This is a genomic window from Zhouia spongiae (assembly GCF_022760175.1).
Classification (GTDB): Bacteria; Bacteroidota; Bacteroidia; order Flavobacteriales; family Flavobacteriaceae; genus Zhouia; species Zhouia spongiae.
In genome coordinates this window covers 576,698-599,389 of the sequence record NZ_CP094326.1, presented here as the reverse complement: position 1 = coordinate 599,389, position 22,692 = coordinate 576,698, and the positions used below count along the sequence as shown (strand labels likewise).

Sequence of the window (22,692 nt, the reverse complement as noted above, 5' to 3'; positions counted from 1 at the left end):
CAGATTAACACGTATATGGAAGCTACGGTTACTACAGAATCTAACGAAAAAGTTTGGGGTGGCGGAAACGAACCGTTAAAAGCAAGTTATGGTAAAATGATGATGTGGTTTTTCATCGTTTCGGATGCTTTGACATTTTCAGGCTTTTTAGTTGCTTACGGATTCTCAAGATTCAAGTTCATCGAAATATGGCCGATTGCCGATGAAGTTTTTACGCACGTACCATTTTTTCATGGTAATTACCCTATGTACTATGTTGCATTTATGACATTTATCCTTATCACATCATCTGTAACGATGGTGTTGGCAGTAGATGCAGGTCATAAAATGAATAAAACCAGAGTAACATGGTATATGTTTGCTACGATTATAGGAGGTTTGATATTCGTTGGGTCTCAGGCATGGGAGTGGGCAACATTCATTAAAGGCGATTATGGTGCAGTAGAAACTAAAGGAGGAAACATCCTTCAGTTTGTCAACGCAGACAACGGCAAGAGAATAGCGCTAAAAGATTTCGCTGCTACCATCCCGGGTGAAAGAGAAAGGTTAGAACGTAAGGATGCTTACTGGTTCCAGTCAGAAGGAACGCTTCCGTCATTTACGGTTAATGAAGTAATAGAAGGGGTTAAGACTCATCCGAATGTATTGGTTAAAACAGCTTATTTTGATGAATCTGGCCATAAAAAGCAAGTGCTTTCAAGAGAAGAATCGTTAGAAGCTTTAAAAGACGCAAGATTGGTCGTAGAAGGAGCCAACCTTACACGTAACGAATACGGACATCCGTTGTTTGCCGATTTCTTCTTTTTCATTACAGGTTTCCACGGGTTTCACGTATTTTCAGGGATAGTGATCAATATCATCATCTTCTTTAATGTGATCATCGGAACATATGAACGAAGAGGCCACTATGAAATGGTCGAAAAAGTAGGGTTGTACTGGCACTTTGTAGATTTAGTGTGGGTATTCGTATTTACATTCTTCTATCTTGTATAATTTAATGAAATCAGAAAATAATGGCACACGATAATCATAAACTGGCAATTTTTAGAGGAACATTAAAGTTTAAAAGTAATGTTCAGAAAATATGGGGTGTATTAATATTACTCTCTATAATTACAGCTATTGAAGTTGCATTGGGTATAGTTAGACCGGAATGGTCGCTGAGCAAGGTGTTAGGAATGAAATTGCTTAACTGGATATTTATCATTCTTACAATTGTGAAAGCATACTATATTGCCTGGGACTTTATGCACCTGCGCGATGAAAAGGCAGGCTTTAAATGGTCTTTGGTTTTACCTTTGGTAATCTTGATACCTTACTTGGTTTTTATCCTTTTGGTGGAAGGAGATTACATCTATGAAGTTTATAAAGATGGATTCGTTACTTGGAATTTCTAGTAATATATCTACTTTTTAACAATACTTTGAAGACGGTTTTACACCGTCTTTTTTATTTTTGCACTGTAAAAAATCACTAAATGAAAAAGTTCATAGTACTAGCCGTACTTTTTATCCTTCCCATCGTAGTTTATCTTTTCTTTGCTTCAGGTGTAAATAACTTTGCAAAGCTGCCTGAGCTCACTGAAAACATAAATGATGTACAGGATTTTGAAACCTTGAGTGGCGGAAAGGTAACCTTTGGCGGCAAGATAACCATTTTGAGCTTTTTCGGAGACGATGCCGGGCATAAAAAGACCAGTGCGCTCAACCTTAATGAAAAGATCTACAAACGTTTTAATGGTTTTGAAGATTTTCAGTTGGTGGCCGTGTTCCCTAAGGATTCTGAAAGTGATGCCGGTAAGTTGAAGTCTGAGCTAAGCTTTTTAACTGATACTTCTAACTGGAACTTTGTTTTTGGAGATAAAAACCAGATTCATTCTCTTTTTAATAGTTTGAAAACTAATTTTAAACTCGATCCTGATCTAAGTACGCCCTATGTGTTCATTATTGATAAGAACCTGAAGCTAAGGGGGAGAGATGATGACGAGGATGCGTTGGGGGGAATGTTGTATGGGTACAATACAACTTCCGTTGCTGAGATCAATAATAAAATGATCGACGATATAAAGGTGGTTTTGGCAGAATATAGAATGGCCCTTAAGAGTAATGATAAAGAAGGGGCCGATAAGCGGGATTCTTATTTAAAAAAGGTTGATAAAAGATAACTAAATAAACTTTTTACAGGTGAAAAACAAGTCGTATATATTCGGGATCATTATTGTTGTTTTAATTATCGGCTTTATAGCAGGCCGCGAAATCGTTCATAGAGTTCAAGGCGATGGTATAGTAGATGATGACCGCCATAAGGTTGGGCAAAAAAAAGCGGAATTGGTGAAACTTGGCAAGGTACCGCCGTTTGAGTTTGTAAATCAGGATAACGAAGTTATTTCAAGTGCTAACTATAGCGGTAAGGTCTATGTTGTAGAGTTTTTCTTTACCACTTGCCCTACGATATGCCCTATCATGAATACAAATATGTTGAAATTGCAAGAAGCCTTTAAATCCGAAAACGATTTTGGGGTGGCTTCTTTTACCATCAACCCGAAAGGCGATACGCCTGAAGTACTGAAAGAGTATGCTGAAAGGTATGGGATAACACATCCTAACTGGCATTTGCTCACGGGGGATATCGATAAGATATACGGATTGTCTAATGCAGGTTTTAATCTGTATGCCGGAGAGAACCCGAATGTTGAAGGCGGTTTTGAACATTCCGGACTTTTTGCCTTGATAGATAAGTACGGGAATATCAGATGCCGTAAAGACCAGTTCGGTAATCCAAAAGTGTATTATGACGGAGTTGGAGAAAACGGGAATGGCGGAGATATAGAATTGCTAAAAGAAGATATAGAACAACTTTTAAGTGAATAAGACATGAGCGAAGTAACAACAATAGAAAAAAAGTACAATAAATGGATCGTCATTCTGTCTGTAGTGATCCCTTTGGTTGTAGCTTTACTATTTGGTGTCAAGTTGAAAGATTATGGAGTGAATGTTGAGCCGTTAACGTTCCTTCCACCCATATATGCTACCATAAACGGAATTACAGCTTTGGTCTTGATCATTGCTTTTGTAGCCGTAAAAAACGGAAAACTAAAGCTCCACGAAAACTTAATGAAGCTGTGTATCGCTTTGTCTGTTAGTTTCCTGGTGATGTATGTAGCTTATCATATGACCTCGGATTCTACTCCGTTTGGTGGTGAAGGTACCATCCGTTATCTGTACTTTTTTATACTGGTCTCTCATATAGTGCTCTCTATTGCGATCATTCCCTTAGTGCTGATTACGTATGTGAAAGCTTTAGCTGAAGTTTTCGATAAACACAAAAAAATTGCGAGAATAGCATTTCCGATATGGTTGTATGTGGCGGTAACCGGAGTAGTGGTATACTTGATGATATCTCCATATTATGCTTAATTTTGCATTATAAAAGTAAACTCCCGATAACTATACAAGATAAATCTCGATTATTGAGTAAAAAGAAGTATAATGAAGAAATTGATAGTAATCTTTTTAATGATGTTTTTTGTGCCTTCTCTGGCTGAGGCACAATGTGCTATGTGCAGAGCGGTATTAGAGAGCGGAGAAAAACAAGAAGTAGCTGAAGCTATTAATGACGGAATTGTTTACCTGATGGCGGTTCCGTATATTTTAATGGGGGCATTAGGATACTTTATCTACAGGAAACTTCGTAACTAAATTCCGGTTATTTCATTTTTTTTGTAATTAACTTGTAACATATCAGGCTTTAGCTAGTCTTATGGTTAGAATATAAACACTCTTAACATTATTTTATATTTAAATTGTTAATATGTGTTTAAATTGTAGGATAAAACATCACTAACCATGATTGAAATTAATGATCTGCATAAGTCCTATAAGATGGGGTCTAATGTGTTGCATGTACTTAAAGGAATAAACTTCTCTGTTAAAGAGGGAGAGCTGGTAGCAATCATGGGTTCTTCCGGTTCCGGAAAATCTACACTTTTGAACATATTGGGGATGCTGGATACTATGGATTCGGGTTCATATATGCTGGATGGAGTGCCTATCAAAAACCTTAATGAAACCAAAGCGGCCCAGTACCGGAACAAATTCCTGGGGTTTATCTTCCAGTCATTCAACCTGATAAATTATAAAACAGCTCTTGAAAATGTGGCTCTGCCTTTGTATTATCAAAGAATGCCCCGAAAAGAACGTCTGGAAAAAGCTTTAAAGTACCTCGAAAGGGTAGGACTTAAAGAATGGGCGCATCATCACCCTAATGAACTTTCCGGAGGACAAAAACAACGTGTTGCCATAGCAAGAGCAATGGCAGCAGAACCGAAAGTACTTCTTGCCGATGAGCCAACCGGTGCATTAGATAGTAAAACCTCATATGAAGTTATGGACCTGATCCAGAAAATCAATGAAGAAGGGAATACTATTTTGGTAGTTACACACGAACCGGATATTGCCAAAATGTGTAAACGTATCGTTCATCTCAAGGACGGGGTTATTGAAAAAGATGAAATGGTTAATCAGGTAATGGCTGCTGAATATGTTTAGTAGAGACCTTTGGAAAGAGATTTTTGAGACCATTAGCAAAAACAGACTACGGACATTTTTGTCAGGTTTTACAGTGGCTTTGGGGATTCTGATATTTGTGGTTTTGTATGGTTTTGGAAACGGTCTTAAAAACACCTTTAATGAGTTTTTCATGGATGATGCTACCAACACATTCTTCGTGTTTGCCGGTAGAACTTCGATGCCCTATAAAGGTTTTAAGTCTAACAGGAATATTGAATTTAAGAATGACGACCTTGATGATATTAAACAAAACTTTCCGATGTTCCTTGAGTATATAACTCCAAGGATCAGCAGAAACGTATTGGTGAAATATAAAGGTGAGTCCAATAATTATAATACCCGTGCAGTTGGTCCTGCCCATCAGTATAATGAAAAGACTATAATGATGAGTGGACGGTATATTAATGAGAATGACGTACTGGAACGTACCCGGTATGCGGTTATAGGCCGATTGGTAGAAAAAGACCTTTTCGGATCTGTTAATTCCGTCGGAAAATATATTGATCTGGGGGGGCGGGCATTTAAAGTAATAGGAGTTTTTCAAGACGATGGCGGCGATAATGAAGAGAGGTATATTTATATACCATATACGACCAGGCAACTTATTGAAAAAAATACGGATAAGATAGATCAGATCGTCCTCGGGTTCAAACAGGAAATAGGGTATGCAGGAGCAATGGCTTTTGAAAAGAGCCTGAACAAATTCCTGAAAGAAAAACATAATATAAGTCCGGAAGACCAGCGAGCTATCTTTATTAGAAATGTAGCAGATCAACTGAAGCAAAATCAGCAATTTGCAGGAGTATTACAGCTTATAGTTTTGTTTGTAGCGTTTGGTACGATCATCGCAGGTGTCATCGGGATAAGCAATATAATGGTGTTTATAGTGAAAGAACGCACGAAAGAGATTGGAGTTCGTAAAGCCCTTGGAGCAACACCAAGGGCGGTGATCTCAATGATACTACTCGAAGCTGTTTTTATAACAACCATTGCAGGTTATATAGGAATGGCCATCGGGGTGCTGCTGCTGGGATCTTTAGGAGATACCCTGAAGGATTACTTTATTACGAATCCTTATATAGATATTAATACAGCAATCATGGCAACCTTTATTTTAATCGTGGCAGGGGCTATAGCAGGGTACATTCCTGCAAAGCGGGCAGCTAGGATTAAACCAATAGTTGCGCTAAGAGACGAATAGTTATGTTTAGATTTGTTTTTGATAGAGATACCTGGCAAGAAATATTCAGTTCAATAGGAAAGAACCGGTTGCGTACCATTATTACAATGGTGGGAGTGCTTTGGGGAATTTTTATATATATAGCGCTTTCAGGCTCGGCCAAAGGACTCGATAACGGGTTTGAAAGAGCATTTGAAAATGTGGCCATGAACAGTATGTTTGTATGGGCACAACAAACCAGCATTCCTTATTCCGGTTTCAAAACAGGAAGACCTTTACAATTAAAGTTGTCTGACGCCGAAATATTACAACAACGTGTTCCTCAGATAGAATATATCGCCCCAAGAAATGCTAAGGGTGTTTTCGGAGGCAGCGGTTCAAATATTGTCCGTGGTCAGAAAACAGGGAGCTATAATATCTATGGTGACTATCCGGTTTTTACCAAAATAGCTACCAAAAAAATTTATGACGGAGGCAGGTTTATCAATGATGACGATATAGAACACGAACGAAAAATTTGTGTTATAGGAGAACGGACACAGAAAGAGCTTTTTGAAGAAGATGAAAATCCGTTGGGAGAGTACATCAGGATCGATAACATTTACTTCCAGGTTGTAGGTGTGCATAAATTTGTGCCTGGAGGAGGCTTTGAGAGTGATAGTGACATATACATTCCGTTTACAACATATCGTAAGTTATACAATACAGGAGATGATGTTGATTGGTTTTCGATAGCTGCTTACAGAAATGTAGATGTATTGAAAGTAGAAGAAGATATAAAAACAACCTTAAAGCGAGTGCATAAAGTAGCTCCTGACGACGAACGGGCTTTCGGATCTTTTAATTTGGGAGAGATGTTCGGCCGAATAATGGGATTTGCAAAAGGAATGACCTTTCTGTCTTTAATAGTAGGGATAGCAACAATCATAGCCGGTATAGTAGGAATCGGAAATATACTTTTGATTACTGTAAAAGAGCGAACCAAAGAGTTAGGCGTTAGAAGAGCCCTGGGTGCTACCCCAAAAGAAGTCAGAAGCCAGATTATATTAGAATCTGTATTTCTGACAATGCTGGCGGGTATTGTCGGCATTATTCTTGGAGCCGGGCTGTTAGCCGGAATAAACGCCATGACTAAAGATATGACCGATTTTCCATATACAAATCCAACAGTACCTATTCCATATGTAATAGGAGCATTGTTGATTATGGTGGTGCTTGGATTGCTGATCGGGCTTATTCCTGCGCAACGGGCAGTAAGTATCAAACCAATAGATGCATTAAGAGAAGAATAATAAAAATACAAACCTAAACATCAATTAAGTAAAACAAATCATATGAAAATTCTAAAATACGTCGGAATTGGAGTTTTAATTTTGGGCGTGCTATGGGCAGCCGCTTTTTTCATCAAAAGTAATAGCAAGTCGGCTATAGTTTATGAAACGGAAACTCCTTTTAAAACGGATATAGAACAGAAAACGGTAGCTACCGGTAAGGTAGTACCCGAAGACGAAGTTCTTATTAAGCCCCAGATATCCGGGATTATCGATAAAATAGTGTTGGAAGAAGGCGATAAAGTGAAATCCGGAGACCTGATAGCAACCATTAAAGTCGTTCCTAATGAACAAGCGTTGGTTGGTGCCCGCGGACGTGTGAGCAATGCTAGGTTTGCTTTAAATACCGCTGAAGCAGAATACAAGAGAAATAAAACACTATTTGATAAAGGAGTTATTTCGAGTCAGGAGTTTCTCGATATCGAACTACGCTATAATCAGGCGAAACAGGAGTTGACAAATGCTCAGAATGATTATCAGATCATAAAGAGTGGTTCGGCCGGAGGTTCTGCAACAGCAAATACAAACATCAGGGCTACGGTTACAGGTACCGTGCTGGAGATTCCTGTTAAAGAAGGAGATCAGGTGATTGAAGCGAATAACTTTAACGACGGTACTACCATCGCCACGATTGCTGACATGACGCAAATGATTTTTGAAGGGCAGGTCGACGAGGCAGAAGTTGAAAAACTAAAAATAGGAATGCCGTTAAAGGTGAGCTTCGGAGCTATTCAAGATAAAGAATTTGAAGCATCATTGCGCTTTGTCGCTCCAAAAGGTGTAGAAGAGCAGGGAGCCGTACAATTTAAGATCGAAGGAGAGGTGACGCTTAGCGACAGTACTTTTATCAGAGCAGGGTATAGTGCGAATGCTTCAATCGTTCTCGATAAAAAAGAAGATGTGTTAGCGATCAAGGAGGCATTGCTTCAATACGATAAAAAAACTGAAAAACCATATGTAGAAGTAGAGACCGGAGACCAGAAGTTTGAACGAAAAGAGGTCGAAGTAGGCATCTCTGATGGGATCAATGTGGAAGTTACATCAGGTTTGTCTGAGAGTGATAAAGTAAAAGTATGGAACAAAACAGAGCCTGTAAAAAAGGAAGCTGATAATAACTAATTAGAAAAAATAGATTTCATGAAGCTTAAAATAACTACGCTATTGTTGTTGTCATGTTCATATTTTGTTTCGGCTCAGGAAAAAAAATGGACCTTAAGGGAGTGTGTAGAATATGCAATAGAAAACAACATTTCCATAAAACAATCTGAACTCGATCTTGAAAATGCTGAAATAGATAAATCCGATGCTTTTGGAAGTTTTTTACCTTCCGTGAACGGAAGTGCATCTCACTCATGGAATGTCGGTCTTAACCAGGATATTACAACCGGGGTTCTGCGCACCGCCACCACTCAATTTTCTTCAGGAAGAGTAAGTTTGGGGGTGGACATTTTTAAAGGGTTACAAATTCAAAACAGATATAGAAGGGCTAAACTTAATATTCTGGCTAATCAGTACCAGATGGACGATATGAAAGATGATATTTCATTGGCGGTTGCCAATGCGTATCTTCAAGTATTGTTTAGCAGGGAAAACCTTGCGGTTCAAAAAGCTCAGTATGCAGTAACTGAGCAAGACCTGAAAAAGACCAAAGAGTTGGTAGAAAGCGGGGTACTTCCAAAGGGAGACCTGCTGGAGATAGAGGCAACAGCGGCTACACAGGAGCAACAAATAATCAATGCTGAAAACACATTGAGGATATCTAAAATCTCATTGGCCCAGCTATTGTTGTTGGATGATTATGAGAATTTTGATGTGGCCGATGAAGATTATATGATCCCGAAATCCACAATAATAGGAGTGACACCGGATGAAATATATCAAAAAGCACTTACTTTCAGGGGAGATGTTAAACTTTCTCAGGCTAATATCGAAATAGCCGAAATGGATCTGAAAATAGCGAAAGGAGCCCTGATGCCCAGTTTAACAGGTTTTTACGGATACGATACCAGGGTGAGCCATCAGGACAGATCCGTAGCTACCGGACAGTTTACAGAAACACAGATAGGAACCGTTCAAACGACCGGTGATGCGGTCGTGTCACAAAGCCCGGTATTTGGAGTGGCCGGCCCGTTGCCTTTTGTAGACCAGCTATGGATGAATGACGGGCAATCTTTCGGATTATCACTCAATGTACCGATTTTTAACGGCTTTGCTGCCAGGAACAATGTAAAGAGAGGCCAGGTTAATGTGAAGCGCAATGAATTGCTCCTTAAGCAAACAAAGCTCGATTTAGAGAATACGATCAATCAGGTGTGGAATGATGCTCAAAGTGCATTTAAAGCATATGAGGCATCGGATAAAACTCTGGAAGCAAGAAAACTGGCATACCAATATGCTAAAGAACGTTTTGATGTGGGCTTAATGAACAGTTTCGATTTTAGCCAGGCTCAGGCCAGATTAGATAATGCACAGGCAGAGCTTATAAGGGCTAAATACGATTATATATTCAAACTTAAAGTTTTAGAATATTATTTTGGAATTCCTGTAGAGGAGTTATAAACTTGCATTTTAATTGCAAGTATGGCTGTCATATTAAATATAGAAACATCATCTACCAACTGTTCTGTTAGTATTGGAAAAAACGGAGACCTCATTTCTTTGGTTGAAAAGGACGATGCTCAATATTCACATTCGGAAAAACTACATTTATTTATAAAAGAAGCATTGAAAAATGCTTCTTTGTCTTTTTCTGATATAGATGCCATAGCGGTAAGTAAAGGGCCTGGCTCCTATACAGGATTGCGAATAGGGATAAGTACGGCCAAAGGATTTTGTTTTTCACTTGACAAGCCCCTGATCTCCCTTAATACGTTAGAAACTTTATCACATCAATTGAAGATTGACGAAGGGGTGATTGTGCCGATGCTGGATGCCCGCAGAATGGAAGTTTATTCAGCGGTGTTTGATAAAGACCATCATGAAATAAGAGCAACCAGGGCAGAAATTATTACACCTGAGTCTTTTGGAACTTATCTTAATGAAGAAGTTGTTTACCTTATGGGACCGGGAGCTGAGAAATGCAAGGAAGTGGTAACAGGTAGCAATATTCAGGTAGTAACTTCGAAACACGTTCCTTCCGCGAGGGAAATGGCCAGGCTATCGGAAAAAAAGTTCAAAACAAACGACTTCGAAGATGTTGCCTATTTTGAACCTTATTATTTGAAGGATTTTGTAGTAACCAGACCCAAAAAGAGCTAAGAATCCTTTTGGAGCAGGACACGATGAGGGAAAGGTATTTCTATTCCAGCATTATCCAGCGCATTTTTACAGTCTTCCAGTGCACCGAAATACACGTCCCAATAATCAGCTGTTGTAGCCCAGGGTCTTACCGCAAAGTTTATAGAGCTGTCGGCTAATTCCGAGACAGCGACTGTTGGCAACGGTTCTTTTAATACTTTTGGATTCGAAGTAAGTGCTGTCATAAGAACTTCCCGTGTTTTTTTTATATCGGAATCATAAGAAACCCCAACGGTAAGATCGACACGAAGTTTCCCCAGTCTCGAATAATTTTTAATATTACCATTCGATAGCGGACCATTTGGGATAACGACAACCTTATTGTCGGGAGTGGTGAGAATAGTGGTGAATATCTGTATTTCATTAACAACGCCCAACTCTCCTTGGGCTTCAATAAGGTCGCCTACTTTTATAGGTTTAAAAACCATAATGAGTGCTCCCCCGGCAAAATTCCCCAACGATCCCTGAAGTGCCAAACCAATGGCCAAACCGGCCGCAGCAATGATCGCTGCAAATGATGTAGTTTCGACCCCTATCGTTCCAAGTACTACAATCACCAGCAATGCCATTAAGGTCCATTTTAAAAGATTGACCAGAAACTTTCGCAGGCTTATTTCGTATTCTCTTTTGGTCATTACGATGTTGATCCCTTTGACTACTTTTTTGATAATCCAGGAACCTACAATCCATATAACGATGGCACCTACGATTTTAAGGCCGTAGTCAATTACGAGTCCCCAGTCGATATCCTTGTCAAACCACTCTTGTATTTTCATAATTCCGGTATTTTAGGTTATATCCTTACAATTTAAGAATTTTTCAGCTATACAGGCAGAATAGGGAGGCATAAAAAAAGCGGCATTTATGCCGCTTTGATATTAGTTTCTGTGTTTTTTATTTTTGAATTTCTACCTGATGAGGATATGGGATTTCAATTCCTTCTGCATCAAATCTCGTTTTAACTTCCTCGATGGCATAGAAATGGCAGTCCCAGAAATCTTCATTTTTAGCCCAGAATCTAAAGGTGAAATTAACCGAACTGTCGGCAAGTTCGGCAACAAATACCTGCGGCGCAGGGTCTTTAAGTATTTTACTATAGTCGTTGGCTATAGCCAACAGGATGCTTTTAGCCTTTTTGATGTCAGAACTATACCCAATCCCAATGGTTAGGTTGTCCCTTCTTGTGTCTTCAGCACTATAGTTTATAATATTTTCGTTAGAGAGTTTTCCGTTGGGAATAATAGCCAATTGATTTCCGAACGTATTTAATGTAGTAGTGAAAATGCCGATTTCCTTTACAGTACCCGAAACTCCCTGCGCTTCAATGAAATCGCCTATTTTAAAAGGTTTAAAGATCATGATAAGAGTGCCTCCTGCAAAATTAGCTAAAGAGCCTTGTAATGCCATACCTATGGCCAGGCCGGCTGCGGCAATGATGGCTGCAAAAGATGTGGTTTCAATTCCTAAGGTACCTAAAATGGCCAGGACCAATACAATTTTTAAAGTCCAGGAAATTAAATTAAGCAAGAACTTTTTTAAACTGATTTCATAGTCTCTTTTATCCATTAGTCTGGCAACCTGCTTCATTACTTTTTTAATCAGCCAGGAACCAATAATCCATACTAAAATAGCCCCTGTCAGTTTAAGGCCATATCCTATAATCAGACCCCAGTCTATTTTATCGATAAGTTGTTTTATATCCATATTGTTAAAAAAATTAATTAGAATTAATGGCACAAAAATAGATATTTACTGTGTAAATCTCCTTAATGATGCGTTAATACGATGTGATGAAAATGGAAGAAATAAGGGTGTCTGGCATAAATGACACCCATAGATTGTATAACATTACTTCACTTCAAAAGTGATTCTTACATTAACCCTGAATTCATCAATAGAATCCCCGTTTACTGTAGCACTTTGCTCACTCACATATACAGAGCGGATGTTGTTAACTGTTTTAGAAGCTTGTTTCACTGCTTTTTGTGTAGCATCTTCCCAGCTTTTATCTGAGTTTGCCAAAATTTCAATTACTTTAAGAATAGCCATAATAGATGTTTTTTATTAATTAGACCTATTTCTAAAGTTACCTTTTTATTTTGAGAAATGAAAACATCGGATAATATGTAAATATTTATTTTTCAGAGAGGTAGTTTGTGTGTAAGTGATATTTTGATAACATTTGCTTAACGTTGTTTTCCTGTTCATAATAGATTTTTGCAATTGGTAAAATTAGATTATGGATCAAATATATTTGGTAATGTTGGCAGCACTTTTTGTGTTGGCGATTATTGATTTGGTAGTAGGAGTGAGTAATGACGCTGTAAATTTTTTAAATGCAGCAATAGGGTCTAAAGCAGCTCCCATAAAAATTATTATGGTAGTGGCCAGTGTTGGTATTGTAATTGGCGCAGTATCGTCAAGCGGCATGATGGAAGTAGCCCGGAAGGGGATTTTTAATCCCGAGCAGTTTTATTTTAATGAGATCATGATCATTTTTATGGCAGTAATGATTTGTGATATTCTTTTGCTGGACCTTTTTAACTCTTTAGGGTTACCTACGTCTACAACGGTGTCAATTGTCTTTGAATTATTAGGAGCAGCCGTATCCATATCACTAATAAAGATCTATAGCAACGGAGGAAACTTTGTAGATTTGGTAAACTATATCAACACAAGTAAAGCAACGCAGATTATTTTTGGTATTTTATTATCGGTAGTGATCGCTTTCAGTATCGGTGCCTTCGTCCAGTTTGTTTCCCGTTTGATCTTCTCATTCCGCTATCATAAAAGTATTAAGCTTTATGGAGGTGTTTTTGGAGGTGTCGCCATCACGGCAATAACATATTTTATTCTGATTAAAGGGCTTAAGGGAGTTGCTTTTATCTCCGGGGAGACCTTATCATGGATAAACGATAGCAGGCTTCAGGTCTTGACCATAGGCTTTTTAATATGGACTGCAATATCATACATATTCATAGTGGTTTTTAAATGGAATATCCTCAAGGTAATCATACTGATTGGGACTTTTGCACTGGCGATGGCATTTGCAGGGAATGATCTGGTAAATTTTATAGGGGTACCTATAGCCGCATGGCAGTCGTTTCAACTATGGATTAATTCGGGAATCGACCCCGAAGCATTTTCCATGGGGATCTTGGCCGGTAAAGTAAAAACACCTTCAGTCTTTTTGTTTCTGGCGGGGCTGGTAATGGTAATAACCTTATGGGTGTCCAAAAAAGCAAGGTCTGTTACGGAAACTGAGATAAAACTTTCAAGCCAGGATGCCGTTAGTGAACGTTTCGAGCCAAATTTTTTATCGAGATTGATGGTGCGGGCGGCTGTAAACCTGAATGAAGTACTCCGGTTTATATTACCGAAGGGACTAAACAGAAAAATTGAATCCAGGTTTGAAAAACCTGTCATAAAGAAAACGAAAGGCGCTGAGAATGAACCTGCCTTTGATATGGTCAGGGCATCCGTAAATCTCGTTGTCGCCAGTATTTTGATTTCGATAGGTACCTCGTTAAAATTACCTTTATCTACAACTTATGTTACATTTATGGTAGCAATGGGGTCGTCATTGTCAGACAGGGCCTGGGGCCGAGAAAGTGCAGTATACAGGGTGGCCGGTGTTTTTAGTGTAATCGGAGGCTGGTTTGCAACTGCTATTGTGGCCTTTGTAGCAGCCGCAGTATTTGCTTTTGCATTGTTCAAAGGAGGTGCAGTGGCACTGGTGTCATTATTGATTTTAGCCTCTTTGGTTTTGGTGAGGAGTTATTCGGTCTATAAACGAAAAGCCGGTGAAAAAGCAACAGAACACAAGTTTGACAGATCAGACCTGATAACCATAAATGAAATTATATCCGAAAGCTCTGATAATATTTCCGGAGTTATTGGAAAACTGAATAAACTTTATGGGGATGTTATAGACAATCTCGGGCTTCAGGATCTGAACAAACTTAAAAAGAGTAAAAAGAACCTGAGAAAACTTGAGGATGAAATTGATGAATTAAAAAGCGACTTGTTCTATTTTATAAAATCCCTGGATGAGAATTCTGTGGAGTCAAGTAAGTTTTACATTTTAGTACTGGATTATTTACAGGATATGGTACAGTCTATCGGATATATGGTAAAAAACAGCCATGCTCATGTTAATAATAATCATAAAAATCTTAAATTCAATCAGATAAGAGACCTGAAGAGCATCGATAAACAGTTGAAGGGACTTTTAGGGCAGATCCAGACTGATTTTAATAATGAGTCTTTTGATAATATCGAAAATGTGATTGAGCACAAAAAGGAGCTTCTTGACAATGTGTCGGCACTTATCCAAAAGCAAATAGCCAGGATCCGGAGTACAGAAACAAGTCCTAAGAACACAAAATTATATTTTGGCCTGCTCCTGGAAACTAAAGATCTAATTACGGCTAGTATAAATCTGTTGCAACTTTTTAACGAGTTCCATAAAGACTTCAAAAGGATCAAGAAATAACGACAATAAAAGAGGGGCTGTCCCCCAAAGTAAATTACATATTATCAGGTTGAGTCCTTTGGTTACCGCTCAGGATAAACTATAGTTGAAATCTTGTTGGTAACCAACCGTAGTGTTCAGTTCCCGATAGCCACGCCTATGCCTTTCCGTAAAAATATGTTCACTTTAGTAATGCTCGAACTAACACCACATAAAATTTTTGAGACAGCCCCTTTTTCTTTTTCTGTTCGACCGTAGAGTTATAAAGACTAGCCGTTAATGGCAACCACCTCATTTACCTTATCGTGCATCATGTTTTTTAACATGGTTTCTATTCCATTTTTTAAGGTAAAGGTAGAAGACGGACAACCGCTGCAAGCACCCTGAAGAATAACACTTACCGTTTTTGTTTTATCGTCATAAGATTTAAAAACAATATTTCCGCCATCGCTGGCAACAGCAGGTTTTACATATTCTTCCAATATATCAACGATCTGTTGAGAGGTGTCGTCCAGCGCTGTGGTTTCATTAGCAACAGATGCAGATTTGTTTTCTTTTTGACTTTTTATGGAAAGAGCTTCAGAAACAACATCTTTACCCTCTTCAATATGAATCCTGATAAATTCTCTTAACTCCTGGGCAATATCGTTCCATTCAGCCATATCGTATTTACTGATAGAAACATAATTCTCATCGATAAATACTTCCTTGACAAATGGGAAATGAAACAAAGCCGTGGCCAATGGAGCTTCTTTGGCTTCATCGATGTTTTTGAACTCAAATGGAGACAGCACCAGTTTTTTATTGGCAACAAATTTCATTACTGCCGGATTAGGCGTGTTTTCAGCATAAACAGAAACAGGAACTTTCTTGTTTTCCGTATCCTCTATTACAACAGGTTGGCCAGAATTTAAATAGTTTTCAATTTGTTCTGCTACTTCATTCTGTACATCCGCCCACTCTACAATATCATATCGTTCAATAGCTACAAAATTACCGGATACATATACCGTTTTGGTAAAAGGCAGGTAAAAGAGTTGCTGGGCTAAGGGAGAATTCTTGGCCTCGTCAATATTTTTGAATTCGTAGTTTTTATGTTTAGTTAAAAAAACATTTGCTTCAAACTTTACAATGGCCGGCCTGTTGGTCGGCTGAATTCGAATCGTTACCTTACTCATATTCATCTGATTTTATGCAAAACTACAAAATCATGCGCTCCTAATTATATATATTTGGAAATCATTAAGACTAAATAATATCAGAAATGATCATTAAGAAAATAAACGGGAAAGAGCCCCAAATGGGAACAAATTGTTATATAGCTGAAAATGCTGTTGTAGCAGGAGATGTTGTAATGGGAAATGATTGCAGTATATGGTTCAATGCTGTGATAAGAGGTGATGTACATTATATTAAAATGGGAAATAAGGTGAATGTACAGGACGGAGCGGTTATACACTGTACATATCAAAAACATCCGACCGATATAGGAAACAACGTATCCATAGGCCATAATGCCATTGTACATGGCTGTACTATACATGATAATGTACTTATTGGGATGGGAAGTATCGTTATGGATAATTGCATAGTAGAAAGTAACAGTATCATAGCGGCAGGAGCAGTAGTAACACAGAATACTATAGTAGAATCGGGGAGTATTTATGCAGGTGTACCCGCGCGGAAAGTAAAAGAAGTGAGCCCCGATCTTACCAAAGGAGAAATACAGCGAATAGCGAATAATTATGTGAAATATTCAGGGTGGTACAAAAAAGATTAAATATTGAACTCACGGGATAAATATCTCCGGATAGAGTAGTTTCACGATTTAATTTTATTTTTGTTTCCTGAAACAAACAAAACTAAATAAAATGAAAGCATACATATTTCCAGGCCAGGGAGCCCAGTTTGTCGGGATGGGACAAGAGTTATATCAGCAGTCGGAATTAGCAAAAGGAATGTTTGAAAAAGCCAACGAGATACTTGGTTTTTCTATTACAGACATCATGTTTAACGGAACAGCTGAAGATTTAAAGCAAACAAAAGTAACACAGCCCGCTATATTTTTACACTCAGTAATTCTAAGCAAGGTTTTAGGCGATACCTTCAAGCCCGATATGGTGGCCGGGCATTCTTTAGGAGAGTTTTCAGCACTGGTAGCCAACGGAACTTTAAGTTTTGAAGATGCGTTAAAATTAGTCTCACAAAGGGCATTGGCAATGCAAAAGGCCTGTGAGATTACACCAAGCACTATGGCTGCAGTATTAGGTTTGGCAGATGAGGTAGTGGAAGAAGTATGTGCGGGAATAGACGGTATTGTTGTTCCTGCAAATTATAACTGTCCTAGCCAGTTGGTGATCTCAGGGACTGTAAAAGCAATTAATGATGCCTGCGAGAAGATGAAAGAAGCAGGTGCCAAAAGAGCTTTGGTGTTACCGGTAGGAGGAGCTTTCCATTCACCTTTAATGGAGCCCGCACGTGAAGAGCTGGCTGCTGCAATTGAGGCAACTGTTTTTAGTAAGCCGCAGTGTCCTATCTATCAAAATGTTACAACAACGGCAGTAACCGATCCGAAAGAAATAAAAGAAAACCTGATAGCCCAGCTAACAGCTCCGGTAAAATGGACTCAGAGCGTACAGCAAATGATGGCTGACGGTGCTACATTGTTTACAGAAGTAGGGCCGGGTAAGGTATTACAAGGCTTGGTTAAGAAAATAGACAGAGGTGCCGAAGTGGCTTCAGCCGGGATGTAATTTTTAAGTTGGTGAACTATTTTTAAACGAAATTCGTATATTAAAATAGACGAACTAAATAAAAACATCAAAAATGAAAAAGATTTTATTAGGATTAGTATTGTTAATGGGACTTTCAGTTGTTACTGTAAGCTGCAAAGAAAAATCTAACAAAGAAAAGGTTGAAGAGGCCATCGATGAGGTTGGTGATGCTGTAGAAGAAGCGGCAGACGAAGCCGGAGATGCTATTGAAGAAGTAAAAGAAGAGGTTGATAATAATAACTAACAACCGGAATACTTTGATATAAAAAAAGCGCCAATTGGCGCTTTTTTTATTTTGCTAAAATGCAATCTTCGCAGTCTTTCACTTTACCATAATAGGTTTCGCGGTATTTGTGTAAAGTTTTGATCGGAAACCCCAATATGTGCTTTCTGATATAGGTCACCCGGGTGGTAAAGTTTCCCATTTTCTTGGTGTACCTTTTTTCTAATCTGGTTCTGCGTTTTACATCTATCAGTTTCATTGATCCGATTTTAATTAAACTTCCTTTGCTCAGAATATAAGCATAAAATTCTTACAAGTCAAGAAATTAAGGCATTATTACCATATCGGTAATGATTGTTGGTACATTTTAATTATTTTGCCATGAAATAACGTTATAAGTGAAAATAATGAAGAGGCTTTTTCTTACAATTTCTTTATTGACCCTATTTGCTTGCAAAGAAAATAAGGGTGGAGAGGTTAAAAAAACAATTGAAAAAACTACTGAAAACAAGGGAGTTAGTGTTCGGGAGAAAGAGGTTGGAACACCTCCGGCAGGTATGGTATGGGTTCCCGGGGGTTCCTTTACACAGGGAGCATATGACAGCGATAATCTGGCACTCCAACACGAAAAGCCGGCTCATCCGGTACATGTAGACGGTTTTTTTATCGATATAAATGAAGTAACAAACGCACAGTTTAAAAAATTTGTTGAAGCAACAGGTTACCTGACAATAGCAGAAAGAGAAATTGACTGGGAAGAAATGAAAGAACAATTGCCACCCGGGACTCCCAAACCACATGATTCAATGTTACGCCCCGGTTCTTTGCTGTTTAAAGGAACAACATATACCGTGAGAAATATGGATGATTTTTATCAGTGGTGGGAGTGGAAAGTCGGAGCTGATTGGCGCCATCCTAGAGGTGCAGGAAGCTCAATAGAGGGTAAAGATAATTACCCGGTTGTACATATCGCCTACGAAGACGCATTGGCTTATTGTAAATGGGCTGGAAGGCGCTTGCCAACGGAAGCAGAATGGGAGTATGCTGCCAAAGGAGGGCAACTGAACAGTAAGTATAGCTGGGGTAAGGATGAAGAGAAGTTAAAGACAGAAGCTAATACATGGCAAGGAGAATTTCCTAAAACAAATACGAGTGAAGATGGCTTCGACAGACTGGCTCCGGTAAAGAGCTTTTCGCCCAATGCATTTGGACTATACGATATGGCGGGAAATGTATGGGAATGGACACAAGACTGGTATAATGTGAATTACTATAATGAACTGATCGTTACGGGCGAAGTCGCCAACCCCGGGGGCGCAGCACATGCGTATAACCCCAGAAATCCTTATGCAAGGGAAAAGGTAATCAAAGGGGGATCGTTTTTGTGTAACGAATCCTACTGCGCCAGTTACCGCAATAGTGCCCGTATGGCGAGTACTATAGACTCAGGGATGGAGCATCTTGGCTTTAGAACTGTTGCTACCCCCGAAATGCTCAAATAGACTATTAAACTGATAATATATGAAGAAAAGGTATTTAACAATTATTCAGCTATCCTTGTTAACGATGGTTTGTGTTGGATATGCACAAAAAGAGGTTAAAAGTGCGGTTCCCGTTTTTAAAGATGGGGAAGCCCAGATAGTGGAAGCATTTAACGATCCGGGAACATGGATAAGACACGACTTGTGGGTGGAAACTGAATTTGACACCGATGGTGACGGAAAATTAGACAGAATGCACGTAGATGTTACGAGGCCGCCTCAAACTGAAACGGCAGGCTTAAAATTACCGGTAGTGTATATTACGAGTCCCTATTTTGCGGGAGTTGCATCAAACGATAAAAGATTTTTCTGGGATGTAAAGCACGAATTGGGAGCGACACCCAAGCCACACGACCACCCGGTGGTACAACGAAGAGGGAAGCGCCCGATTATTTCAAACTCACAGATCAACCTTTGGGTTCCCAGAGGATATGTGGTGGTACACTCTTCCTCTCCGGGAACCGGGCTTTCTCAGGGATCTCCTACCGTAGGAGGCAATAATGAATCGTTGGCCCCTAAAGCGGTCATAGACTGGCTAAATGGCCGTGCAGATGGATATACAAGTCCTTATGGAACAGAGAAAGTCGTCGCGTACTGGTCTACAGGTAAAGTAGGGATGACAGGAACTTCCTATAATGGTACACTGCCGATTGCAGCAGCAACGACAGGAGTAGACGGACTGGAAGCAATTATTCCTGTAGCACCGAATACTTCTTACTATCATTATTACCGTTCCCATGGTTTGGTACGTTCGCCGGGAGGATATTTAGGAGAAGACATAGATGTGCTTTATGATTTTATCCATAGCGGGGATGAATCAAAAAGGGACTATGCCGATAAGACTGTGCGGGATACTGAAATGAAGAACGGGCAAGACAGAGTTACGGGCGATTATAATGATTTCTGGGCCGGAAGGGATTATCTGAATGAGATGGGACCCTTTAAGGCAGCATTATTTATGTCGCATGGTTTTAATGACTGGAATGTAATGCCGGAACATAGTTATAGAATTTTTAAGGCTGCAAAAGAAAAAGGACTGCCCGTTAAGATTTATTATCATCAGAACGGACACGGCGGACCTCCTCCTTTCCCGATGATGAACAAGTGGTTTACCAGGTATTTACACGGTATCGAGAATGGAGTTTTGAAAGAGCCCGAAGCGTGGATCGTACGGGAAAATGATGAACGTTTGAAACCTACACCGTATGTAGCATACCCTAATCCGGATGCAGAACCTGTAACTTTGTATGTTTCCGGTGATGGTACCGGATCAGGAAGCTTAAGCATAACCCGTAACAAGAAAGCCGGAAATAATAAACTTGTTGATGATCATGCCTTCTCAGGATCTGATCTGGCTAAGGCAGAAGCATCAGATCATAGGTTGCTATATGTTTCTGAGACATTGAAAGAAGATGTGCATATTTCCGGTATTCCGGAAATTACTGTTAAACTTGCCAGTAGTAAACCAGCGGCAAATTTGTCTGTTTGGTTGGTTTCGTTACCTTGGAATGAAGGAGATGGAACCAAGATTACCGATAATATCATTACGAGGGGATGGGCAGATCCACAGAACTATAAGTCACTAACGAAAAGTTCGCCGTTAAAGCCCGGAAAATTTTATGAGGTAAAGTTTACTTTACAACCGGATGATCAGCTTATAGCTAAAGGACAACAAATAGGTTTAATGATCTTTTCGACCGATAAGGAGTTTACGCTATGGCCTGAATCAGGAACTGAACTTACGATAGATATGAACGGAACATCGCTTGTACTACCTGTTGTGGGCGGTGTAAGGCAGTATAGAAAAGCAATGAATAAGTAAGCGAATTACTGTGTATGAGTGAAATTAGAAATGTTAATATTAAGCAAAAACATCATATTTTAACATAGTAATCTTCTGTGTTGTTAAAAAAAATCTTACTTTTAGATTGTCACATACTAGGATGATGAGTTGGTTGATGCTCATTATAAAGTGATTTGGGGTTAAAAAAAATAGGCTTCGGCCTATTTTTTGTTATCCGAAACTTCTTTTACTCGATCATCGATATTTATATGCTCCGCCGCTTGTCTTTGTGAAATGTTCCTAAAGGAATTTCATTGAACTTGCCCTTGTGAAATAGTCCTGACGGAATTTTACAGGGCTTGCATCGAAATGTTTTTTAGGTTTTCCTTTTAATGCCTCGTTGCTTACCCCGAGGTAGTTTACTACTATCCGGTTCCGGATTCTGATAAATAAAAATCTGGACAGAAACGAACTGAAGATCTGCTTTTTCGAAGTATCCCGCGAACGTTTTGTATAAATTCCTGCGGTTGGAGCATCTACACGAACGATTCAGCGGCGCCCACCGTTGTAAGAGTTGTTAACTTCATTGGGAATTTTAATCTCTCCGGAATTTTTTCTTCGTTTTTGAATACTTTGCCCTGCCAATGTTTGTCCTAAATCGGCATCTTCTTGTTAATAAGGGAGTAAGACTGTAATATCTAAAAAAGCATTTCAAACCTTTTTAGATGCTTTTCCGGAGATGTCTTTAGATTCTTATAATGCTGTTTAATAGAGATATTCCCATCGTTGTTTAATCTCTTAAATCCAATTCATTTCAACAGCCAGCGATACCAGTTCTATGACATTGTTGGCATTGGTCTTATACATGATGTTTTTACGGTGCGTGCCAACTGTTTGCGGACTTATATGTAGTGTGTTGGCTATTTTATCAGTAGTGTCACCCTGAGCTATTAGCCGTACGATTTCAATCTCTCTGTTGGTTAATTCAACACGATGCTTGTTGATGGTGTTATTTTGGTAATGGATAAACCTTTTTTTAGAATTAACGATGGCCATGTTCAGGGTTAGTAATAGTTGATCGTCATTAAAGGGTTTTGTAAGGTAAGCGTAGGGTTGAGATAATTCGGCTTTTTTCAGAGTTTCAGAGTCAGAATAAGAAGTTAAGAAAACTACCGGGATTATACCCTTGATGAGTTGTTTTACAAAATCAATTCCATTGATACCTTTTCCCAGATTGATATCACTTATTACTACATCGAACCGGTGTCTGCCGAGCAGCGTTCTGGCCAGCTCAGGGCATGTAGCTACATAGGCATCATAATGATGCTGTTGAAGAAAGCCTTTAAGTATATTAGCTGTTACCGCTTCATCTTCAATTATCAATACTTTTCTTTTCATAGATAAGGGGGCGCTTAGGTAGTACTTTTAATTTTTTTTAGATTAAACAGAAATTATATAACTGTCTAATATAGGTTTGTTTTTGCAGCTTAAAGGTTGTGATTTTTGAGGTTTTATAAAAGT

At 39.0% G+C, this 22,692-nt stretch carries 24 protein-coding genes; 18 read left to right on the top strand and 6 right to left on the bottom strand.

All coding sequences use genetic code 11. The features are described from left to right. Positions 1-15 precede the first annotated feature (15 nt). The 12 genes from MQE36_RS02645 to tsaB all read left to right on the top strand — a co-directional run bounded on the left by MQE36_RS02645 (position 16) and on the right by tsaB (position 10,337). Positions 16-993, top strand: coding sequence for a cytochrome c oxidase subunit 3 (locus tag MQE36_RS02645; protein ID WP_242937653.1), 978 nt, complete (start codon positions 16-18; stop codon positions 991-993). A gap of 20 nt (positions 994-1,013) precedes the next feature. Continuing rightward, entirely contained in the window at positions 1,014-1,397 is a 384-nt protein-coding gene (locus tag MQE36_RS02640; protein WP_242937652.1) for a cytochrome C oxidase subunit IV family protein, read from the top strand. An 80-nt stretch (positions 1,398-1,477) separates the two neighbouring features. Further along, complete coding sequence (locus MQE36_RS02635; protein ID WP_242937651.1) at positions 1,478-2,164, top strand: hypothetical protein; 687 nt, start codon at positions 1,478-1,480, stop codon at positions 2,162-2,164. 19 nt (positions 2,165-2,183) lie between these two features. Continuing rightward, positions 2,184-2,870 carry an SCO family protein gene (locus MQE36_RS02630; RefSeq protein WP_242937650.1) on the top strand — a complete coding sequence of 229 codons (687 nt, stop codon included), beginning with the start codon at positions 2,184-2,186 and terminating at the stop codon, positions 2,868-2,870. A 3-nt stretch (positions 2,871-2,873) separates the two neighbouring features. Further along, entirely contained in the window at positions 2,874-3,416 is a 543-nt protein-coding gene (locus MQE36_RS02625; RefSeq protein WP_242937649.1) for a DUF420 domain-containing protein, read from the top strand. 72 nt (positions 3,417-3,488) lie between these two features. Continuing rightward, positions 3,489-3,698, top strand: coding sequence for a hypothetical protein (locus tag MQE36_RS02620; RefSeq protein ID WP_242937648.1), 210 nt, complete (start codon positions 3,489-3,491; stop codon positions 3,696-3,698). Positions 3,699-3,845: 147 nt separating this feature from the next. Next, positions 3,846-4,547, top strand: a complete 702-nt coding sequence (locus MQE36_RS02615) for an ABC transporter ATP-binding protein (RefSeq protein WP_242937647.1) — start codon at positions 3,846-3,848, stop codon at positions 4,545-4,547. Continuing rightward, a complete protein-coding gene (locus MQE36_RS02610) occupies positions 4,540-5,769 on the top strand; it encodes an ABC transporter permease (RefSeq protein WP_242937646.1) in 1,230 nt (409 codons plus the stop codon). The genes MQE36_RS02615 and MQE36_RS02610 overlap by 8 nt, the downstream gene beginning before the upstream one ends. A gap of 2 nt (positions 5,770-5,771) precedes the next feature. Then, a complete protein-coding gene (locus MQE36_RS02605) occupies positions 5,772-7,040 on the top strand; it encodes an ABC transporter permease (protein ID WP_242937645.1) in 1,269 nt (422 codons plus the stop codon). Between the two features lie 42 nt (positions 7,041-7,082). Further along, the gene (locus MQE36_RS02600; protein ID WP_242937644.1) at positions 7,083-8,198 is read left to right on the top strand and encodes an efflux RND transporter periplasmic adaptor subunit; all 1,116 of its coding nucleotides are present in this window, start codon (positions 7,083-7,085) and stop codon (positions 8,196-8,198) included. 18 nt (positions 8,199-8,216) lie between these two features. Further along, a complete protein-coding gene (locus tag MQE36_RS02595) occupies positions 8,217-9,638 on the top strand; it encodes a TolC family protein (protein WP_242937643.1) in 1,422 nt (473 codons plus the stop codon). Positions 9,639-9,659: 21 nt separating this feature from the next. Continuing rightward, positions 9,660-10,337, top strand: coding sequence for a tRNA (adenosine(37)-N6)-threonylcarbamoyltransferase complex dimerization subunit type 1 TsaB (tsaB, locus tag MQE36_RS02590; RefSeq protein WP_242937642.1), 678 nt, complete (start codon positions 9,660-9,662; stop codon positions 10,335-10,337). Here tsaB and MQE36_RS02585 read toward each other — a convergent pair. The 3 genes from MQE36_RS02585 to MQE36_RS02575 all read right to left on the bottom strand — a co-directional run bounded on the left by MQE36_RS02585 (position 10,334) and on the right by MQE36_RS02575 (position 12,425). Then, complete coding sequence (locus tag MQE36_RS02585) at positions 10,334-11,152, bottom strand: mechanosensitive ion channel family protein (RefSeq protein WP_242937641.1); 819 nt, start codon at positions 11,150-11,152, stop codon at positions 10,334-10,336. The two genes, tsaB and MQE36_RS02585, sit on opposite strands and share 4 nt — an antisense overlap. Positions 11,153-11,270: 118 nt before the next feature. Beyond that, positions 11,271-12,080 (bottom strand): mechanosensitive ion channel family protein, encoded by an 810-nt coding sequence (locus MQE36_RS02580; protein ID WP_242937640.1) that lies wholly within the window; start codon positions 12,078-12,080, stop codon positions 11,271-11,273. 144 nt (positions 12,081-12,224) lie between these two features. Continuing rightward, entirely contained in the window at positions 12,225-12,425 is a 201-nt protein-coding gene (locus tag MQE36_RS02575; protein WP_242937639.1) for a dodecin family protein, read from the bottom strand. Positions 12,426-12,615: 190 nt separating this feature from the next. Between MQE36_RS02575 and MQE36_RS02570 the strand changes: the two genes are divergently transcribed. Continuing rightward, the gene (locus MQE36_RS02570; RefSeq protein WP_242937638.1) at positions 12,616-14,871 is read left to right on the top strand and encodes an inorganic phosphate transporter; all 2,256 of its coding nucleotides are present in this window, start codon (positions 12,616-12,618) and stop codon (positions 14,869-14,871) included. 248 nt (positions 14,872-15,119) lie between these two features. Here MQE36_RS02570 and MQE36_RS02565 read toward each other — a convergent pair whose 3' ends face one another. Beyond that, positions 15,120-16,028, bottom strand: coding sequence for a NifU family protein (locus MQE36_RS02565; RefSeq protein WP_242937637.1), 909 nt, complete (start codon positions 16,026-16,028; stop codon positions 15,120-15,122). An 86-nt stretch (positions 16,029-16,114) separates the two neighbouring features. Here MQE36_RS02565 and MQE36_RS02560 point away from each other — a divergent pair, with 86 nt between their 5' ends. The 3 genes from MQE36_RS02560 to MQE36_RS02550 all read left to right on the top strand — a co-directional run bounded on the left by MQE36_RS02560 (position 16,115) and on the right by MQE36_RS02550 (position 17,868). Further along, on the top strand, positions 16,115-16,630 hold the full coding sequence (locus tag MQE36_RS02560) for a gamma carbonic anhydrase family protein (RefSeq protein ID WP_242937636.1): 516 nt from the start codon (positions 16,115-16,117) through the stop codon (positions 16,628-16,630). A gap of 91 nt (positions 16,631-16,721) precedes the next feature. Next, the gene (fabD, locus tag MQE36_RS02555) at positions 16,722-17,603 is read left to right on the top strand and encodes an ACP S-malonyltransferase (protein WP_242937635.1); all 882 of its coding nucleotides are present in this window, start codon (positions 16,722-16,724) and stop codon (positions 17,601-17,603) included. A 73-nt stretch (positions 17,604-17,676) separates the two neighbouring features. After that, positions 17,677-17,868, top strand: coding sequence for a hypothetical protein (locus tag MQE36_RS02550; RefSeq protein WP_242937634.1), 192 nt, complete (start codon positions 17,677-17,679; stop codon positions 17,866-17,868). A 46-nt stretch (positions 17,869-17,914) separates the two neighbouring features. Here MQE36_RS02550 and MQE36_RS02545 read toward each other — a convergent pair whose 3' ends face one another. Continuing rightward, complete coding sequence (locus tag MQE36_RS02545; RefSeq protein WP_242937633.1) at positions 17,915-18,106, bottom strand: hypothetical protein; 192 nt, start codon at positions 18,104-18,106, stop codon at positions 17,915-17,917. A 148-nt stretch (positions 18,107-18,254) separates the two neighbouring features. On the opposite strand from MQE36_RS02545, the gene MQE36_RS02540 reads away from it, so the two are divergent. Next, positions 18,255-19,349 (top strand): formylglycine-generating enzyme family protein, encoded by a 1,095-nt coding sequence (locus tag MQE36_RS02540; protein ID WP_242937632.1) that lies wholly within the window; start codon positions 18,255-18,257, stop codon positions 19,347-19,349. Between the two features lie 19 nt (positions 19,350-19,368). Then, positions 19,369-21,210 carry a Xaa-Pro dipeptidyl-peptidase gene (locus MQE36_RS02535; protein WP_242937631.1) on the top strand — a complete coding sequence of 614 codons (1,842 nt, stop codon included), beginning with the start codon at positions 19,369-19,371 and terminating at the stop codon, positions 21,208-21,210. A 759-nt stretch (positions 21,211-21,969) separates the two neighbouring features. Here MQE36_RS02535 and MQE36_RS02530 read toward each other — a convergent pair. Then, complete coding sequence (locus MQE36_RS02530) at positions 21,970-22,569, bottom strand: DNA-binding response regulator (protein WP_242937630.1); 600 nt, start codon at positions 22,567-22,569, stop codon at positions 21,970-21,972. Positions 22,570-22,692 lie beyond the last annotated feature (123 nt).